The sequence below is a fragment of the Microcystis sp. M53603_WE2 genome, assembly GCF_030065435.1.
In genome coordinates, this window is record NZ_JASJFF010000713.1 from 1 (window position 1) to 5,654 (window position 5,654).

4 protein-coding genes and 1 pseudogene are annotated in these 5,654 nt (G+C 42.7%); 4 read left to right on the forward strand and 1 reads right to left on the reverse strand.

Going from position 1 to position 5,654, the window contains the following annotated elements; translation table 11 throughout:
• Positions 1-678 (forward strand): annotated as a pseudogene (locus PX481_RS15345) (glycosyl hydrolase family 57); the annotation flags it as partial.
• A gap of 255 nt (positions 679-933) precedes the next feature.
• Here PX481_RS15345 and PX481_RS15350 read toward each other — a convergent pair.
• The gene (locus tag PX481_RS15350) at positions 934-1,704 is read right to left on the reverse strand and encodes a segregation/condensation protein A (RefSeq protein WP_002760523.1); all 771 of its coding nucleotides are present in this window, start codon (positions 1,702-1,704) and stop codon (positions 934-936) included.
• Between the two features lie 51 nt (positions 1,705-1,755).
• Between PX481_RS15350 and pdxH the strand changes: the two genes are divergently transcribed.
• From pdxH to PX481_RS15365, 3 genes are all read left to right on the forward strand, one after another.
• Positions 1,756-2,400, forward strand: coding sequence for a pyridoxamine 5'-phosphate oxidase (pdxH, locus tag PX481_RS15355; protein ID WP_002776399.1), 645 nt, complete (start codon positions 1,756-1,758; stop codon positions 2,398-2,400).
• 315 nt (positions 2,401-2,715) lie between these two features.
• The gene (locus tag PX481_RS15360; protein ID WP_288034136.1) at positions 2,716-2,976 is read left to right on the forward strand and encodes a trypco2 family protein; all 261 of its coding nucleotides are present in this window, start codon (positions 2,716-2,718) and stop codon (positions 2,974-2,976) included.
• A 118-nt stretch (positions 2,977-3,094) separates the two neighbouring features.
• The coding region (locus tag PX481_RS15365) for an NB-ARC domain-containing protein (protein WP_288094898.1) at positions 3,095-5,654 on the forward strand (2,560 nt) is incomplete at its 3' end.

Sequence of the window (5,654 nt, forward strand, 5' to 3'; positions counted from 1 at the left end):
ATTACTGCTTTGATTAAAACCCAGGGTTCCGACACCAAATTAGTCGCCCAAATGCAACCCTACCACGAGGCCAAATGCCGCGGTAAACAGCAAATCGGCGGCGTTTGGGTTCCTTCCCTAGGTTCCCAGATTGCCGACGGTGAAAATGGTGGCGTGATGATGAATGAATTTCCTCGCGATTTTCCCAATCCTTGGCGGGAAATGCAGGGGGGTTCCAGTGTGGCAGGATTTAACGGTACGGAATATCTGGAGTTAATCGAGGCTGCTGGTGTTAATCCAGAAGATTATCCCCCAATTCAAGCCGTACACCAGCATAAAATCTGGCAGCGAGTTAATCCGGATGCCGCTACCCCTGAAGCAGTGGAACAGGCGATCGCTGAGTTAAAACAGTCCGACCACCGTTTTACCATGGATGGGGCATCTTGGACCAATGATCTCAGTTGGGTGCGCGGTTACGAAAATGTCCTCGAACCGATGAACCAATTAAGCGCTAAATTCCACGAGAAATATGATCCTTTAGTACAGGCGGATCCTAGCTTCACCCGACGACCGGATTATCTGGAGGCACTGCTTTATAATTTGCTCGTGCAAACCAGTTGTTTCCGTTATTGGGGCCAAGGTACTTGGACCGATTATGCCCGCACTTTGTACGAAAGAGGCGCGGCCTTAACCCGCTAAGATATTAAGCTATCTAGGGTTGGCTGAAAAAGCTTTTCAGCCAACCCTAATTAGGGTTGGCTGAATAAATCTAAAAACCTTGTTGGGTAAGACTTTTAGACTTTTTTTCCTTCAAAAAGTGCCTACCATTGGAGTGATCGGGGGGAAAATTCAGGTACTTTTTCCCTGAAAATTAGGTAGTTGACCACCTGAAAATCGGTAAAACCCCACACCCTACACCCTACACCCCACACCCTACCCCCACGAAAAAGCTTTTCAGCAAACCCTAATTAAAGAAATACTCAAATCCTGATAAAAATCCTCTTGTTTTAATTCCACTTTTGATTGAGAAGCCAGTAAAAGTAAAGCCCAAAAAATCGCCACCTTTTCCTGTGTTGCCGAGTGACTAGAGGGCTTTTCTGCTTGCCATAAATCTAATAAATACTCAAACTCTATCTCCTTTTTCTCCAATTGAAAAAACTTTCTCTGCAAAAAAAAGTCCAGTTCCGCTGCCAATTCCGTCAGGTTTTCTTGGTGGGCCAATTCCGTGATAATTTGTACCGCTTCCCGTCGGGATTGGGGCCGGGGTTTCGGGACAACTACAGGCAGTTTCGGTAAAGCTTCAATCTCTAGGGCAATCTGTTGTAATTGAGTGATTAACTCCTGCAAAGTTACCCGTCTTTTTCGCGGTGGTGGGGCGGCAGTACGACGGCGAATATGATTTTCTAGATAACGGGGTAAAGTTCTTAATTCCCGTTCTAAGTCGCTAATTTCCTCATCTATCAGACTTTCTTCTTGCTGGTCTAAAGACAATCTTTCTAGGGTATCAGCCTTAAATAAAACTAACATAGAAGCCCATAAAAAAGCCTGTCCCGATTGGGGTAAATTAGCTTGGGCCATGGCTAAATCTAGATCATTTAATAACCCCAATTCTGCCAAAAAGCGATCGATCACATCAATAACCTGCACATCCCAGGGGTCAATTTCTCCCTGTTCCGCCATTTCTAAAAGAGAGGCGATCGCATCACTGGCCGAGGTGATAGTCATGATTGTAGAATCTTGTAGGATCTCAAAGGATAAAATTTAGCAAGCAAAACCATGGACATATCGATCGCTGACCTGCGCTTGGACTACAATCTCGAAGAATTGCTAGAGTCAGAAACATCTGCCGATCCTTTCATTGTATTTAAACAATGGCTAGAACGGGCGGTATCTTCGGGAAGATTGGAACCCAACGCTATGACTTTAGCCACTATTTCCCCGGAGGGTAAACCCCGGGCCCGCATGGTACTGTTAAAAGACTTCGATCCTCGCGGTTTTGTTCTCTTTACCAACTACCACAGCGCCAAAGGACAGGAATTAATCGCCAATCCCAATGCGGCCCTAGTGTTTTGGTGGGGAGAATTGCAACGGCAAATTAGGATCGAGGGAACTGTAGAAAAAATCAGCGAGGAGGAATCGGATAATTACTTTTTTGTCCGTCCCTGGGAATCCCGTTTAGGGGCCTGGGCCTCCAATCAAAGTGAAGTGATTTCTGGGCGAGATATCCTCGAAAAACGCCTGACAGAACTAAAAGAAGAATATGCGGGTCGTGAAGTTCCCCGTCCTCCTCATTGGGGCGGATTTCGCCTAATTCCTAGTTTAATCGAGTTCTGGCAAGGTCGCCCCAGTCGTCTTCACGATCGTCTCTGTTATTATCGTCAAGAAGATGGTACTTGGCAAAGGCAACGTTTAGCTCCTTAGTTTGATCTTGACACCTTGTATTGGCAAAATAGCTCGATGCTAATTCAATTTGTCATTTTAGTCTTGAGATAATATTAGGTCGATGTCTTTTCCCAACCCGCGCTTTCCTTAGCGATCGGGTTGGGCTATTATGTCATTTAAGAAAGGCAACCCTTCCGCCCTAAAGTCTCAGAAAAACGATAGAATTGAAAGGGAGAGCATCTCATTTATGCAAGTGAGTAATTATACTTATTCCTAAACCTGGTTTCTAGCAAGGCTTTTAAAATAGCTTGACATAAAAACCTGATTTAGGGGTTACAAAGGTGAGATGCTCCCTTGCGGGTTGAACTGAGTAAATCTATTTTAGCCTCTGAGGGTGAGCAGATTCGCTTTGAAGTGGGTGAAATTGAATTAGAGGTTCAATTTGTGGTTGAGCAGTCGAAAGAAGGCAAAGGTGGGCTAAAATTTTGGGTAGTAGAAATGGGTGGGGGTACCACCAATAAAGATACGATAACCCATAGAATTAAAATTCCCCTTAAACCCATTGGGAAAGATGGAGGAGCTATCAAGACAGCAAGTGATGATAAACCCGATTAGAATTTTATACCCCTAGGGACGTAATGCTTGCCCCCAAAGCAGTTAATTTGTAGGATGGGTTAGCGAAGCGTAACCCATCACCATCCCAGAATAATACGTTACATCAATCCGATAAGTTATGTCCCAATTCCAACCTGAACGCGCTTTAGAAATCGTTGCCCCTCAATATGGCAGTGCCTATCGAATTGGGGGACGTTTACTCTTGACTTGTCGGCATCTGTTTGATAATAGTAACGACTGTAAAGTACGACTTAGATCAGCATCAAACTATTCTGATAAGCAGGATATAGACGCTCAAGTAATTTGGAAAGCTCCCGATAATATCGATATAGCCTTAGTAGAATTACCAGAAACTATCGAAACTTGTGATCCTGTAGGTTTTGGGTTGTTACCTGATGCGAGTAGCACCCAAAAAGTTAAATTTGACTTTTTGGGCTTTCCTCTATTTTTACGGTATGTTGAAGATGGTATAAAATACGCCACAGGGTTACACATTGAGGGAACTATCGATGTGGCTAATCGTGTTCCTCATAACCGTTTGTTATTAAATATTAAAGATAGTCAAGACATACAACCCACCGATGAACAATTAGAAAGATTAGGAAAAGATCAGTCACCTTGGCAAGGAACATCGGGATCAGCAATTGTTTGTTATGGGTTAGTGATTGGGGTACAATCTAAACAGCTAAGTATAGATCGTCCAGCATCTTTAGAAGCTGAATCTTTGGCAAGAGTTTATGACAATCCCGAATGGTGTGAGATATTAGAAAACCATGATATTGATCCTGAACCTAAACCGGTTATATCCGCTTCTTTAAAATCTTCTTCCTATCGTAATCAAGCTCCTCCTAAACCGAGTTATTTTGTCGAACGTCCAGAGGTTAGTATTGAGTTAAAGAAACTTTTATTGTCAGAAACAACGGAAAAAACTGGAACTTTAGTTATTAGTGCGATTTATGGCTTAGGAGGTATTGGTAAATCCACTTTAGCGGCGGCATTAGCACAAGAAAAAGAAGTTCAAGCTTATTTTCCTGATGGCATTTTCTGGGCAACTTTAGGACAACAACCAGATATTTTATCCTTTCTTCATGGCTGGATTCAAGCTTTAGGAGATTATAATTTTAAGCCGACGGGTATTGATGCCGCATCCTTACACTTGAGGACTTTATTGGCAGATAAAAAGGCTTTATTAGTAGTAGATGATCTCTGGAATGTAGAAGATATTGATCCTTTTAGAGTAGCAGTAAATCAATGTAAATTATTAGTAACCACTAGGGAAGTTCCCGTTAAAGGGGCAATTCGTTATGATTTGGATGTGATGACGGAAAGCCAATCTTTAGCCTTATTAACGAGTTATCTAAAGCATGAATTAAATTTAGCAGATCAGAAACAAGCCAAAATATTAGCCAAAATTGTCGGTTATTTACCCTTAGCTTTGGAGTTGACGGCGGCACAAATTGAAGATGGGATTCCTTGGGCTGAATTAATCGAAGATTTACGAGCAGAAATCGCTCATTTAGAAATTTTAGACCGCTTGGAAGCTGGAGATACTGCCAATGAAGAAAAACGAAAACATTATAGTTTAATTGCTTGCTTTAATCTCAGTTTAAAGCGATTAAATGGGCAAAGATTGAGACAATTTAGTTGGTTAGGAGTTTTACCCGATGATGTTACCATTACGGAAAAGATGGCGACGACTTTATGGGATTGTCCGGTTAGAGAAGCGAGGCAAACTTTAAGATATTTACGGAGTAAGGCTTTATTATTAACGGGGGTTTCTAGTGAACTCTTAACGAGTTATCGCGTCCATGATTTGTTACATGATTTAGCCCGAAATCTGATCCTAGCGTCTCCTCATCCTGAAACAGATTATCAATTACCGGGGTTAGGGTTATCAATGGCTGAAGCACATCAACAGCTTTTACAACGGTATCAAAAACAAATTAAGAGATCCCCCCTAACCCCCCTTGAAAAGGGGGGAAAAGAGGTGGAAGTCCCCCTTAGTAAGGGGGATTTAGGGGGATCAAACTGGCATAGTTTAGAGGATGATGGCTACATTTATAATCATTTGCTCTGGCATTTAGAAAAAGCGGGACAGATAGCCCAGATTCATCTATTACTGAGGGAAGAAACGGCAGAAGGTCATAATGGTTGGTATAGTCAATGTGAAAGGGAAGGGAAAACAGCAATTTTTATTAAGGATGTTTCCCGGGCGTGGCAACTGGCGGAGGAGCATTTTATTGAGAATCCCAGTCAGTCTATAGCGTTACAAGTGCGTTATGCTTTGATCACCACTTCCCTCAATAGTTTGGCGACTAATATTCCACCAGAATTAATTGCGGCACTGATTAAACATGAAATATGGACACCTGCTCAGGGATTGGTTTATGTACGGCAAAGTCAAGATTCTAGCAAGCAAGCCGAAGGACTAGAGAAAATTACTCCCTATCTTCCCCCTACTTTATTACCCGAAGCCTTAGAAATTGCCAGAGGGATTGGGTCTGAAAACTACCGTGCAGAGGCATTGATCGGGTTAGCTCCCCATTTACCGGAAAGTTTGTTACCCGAAGCCTTAGAAGTTGCCAGAGGGATTGAGAATGAATACTCCCGTGCAGAGGCATTGATCGGGTTAGCTCCCCGTTTACCGGAAAGTTTGTTACCCGAAGCCTTAGAAGTTG

What these genes read in the sequence shown, in the direction of transcription:
- PX481_RS15350 (WP_002760523.1), bottom strand. Translation starts at nt 1,704, where the DNA reads ATGACTATCACCTCGGCCAGTGATGCGATCGCCTCTCTTTTAGAAATG.
- pdxH (WP_002776399.1), top strand. Translation starts at nt 1,756, where the DNA reads ATGGACATATCGATCGCTGACCTGCGCTTGGACTACAATCTCGAAGAA.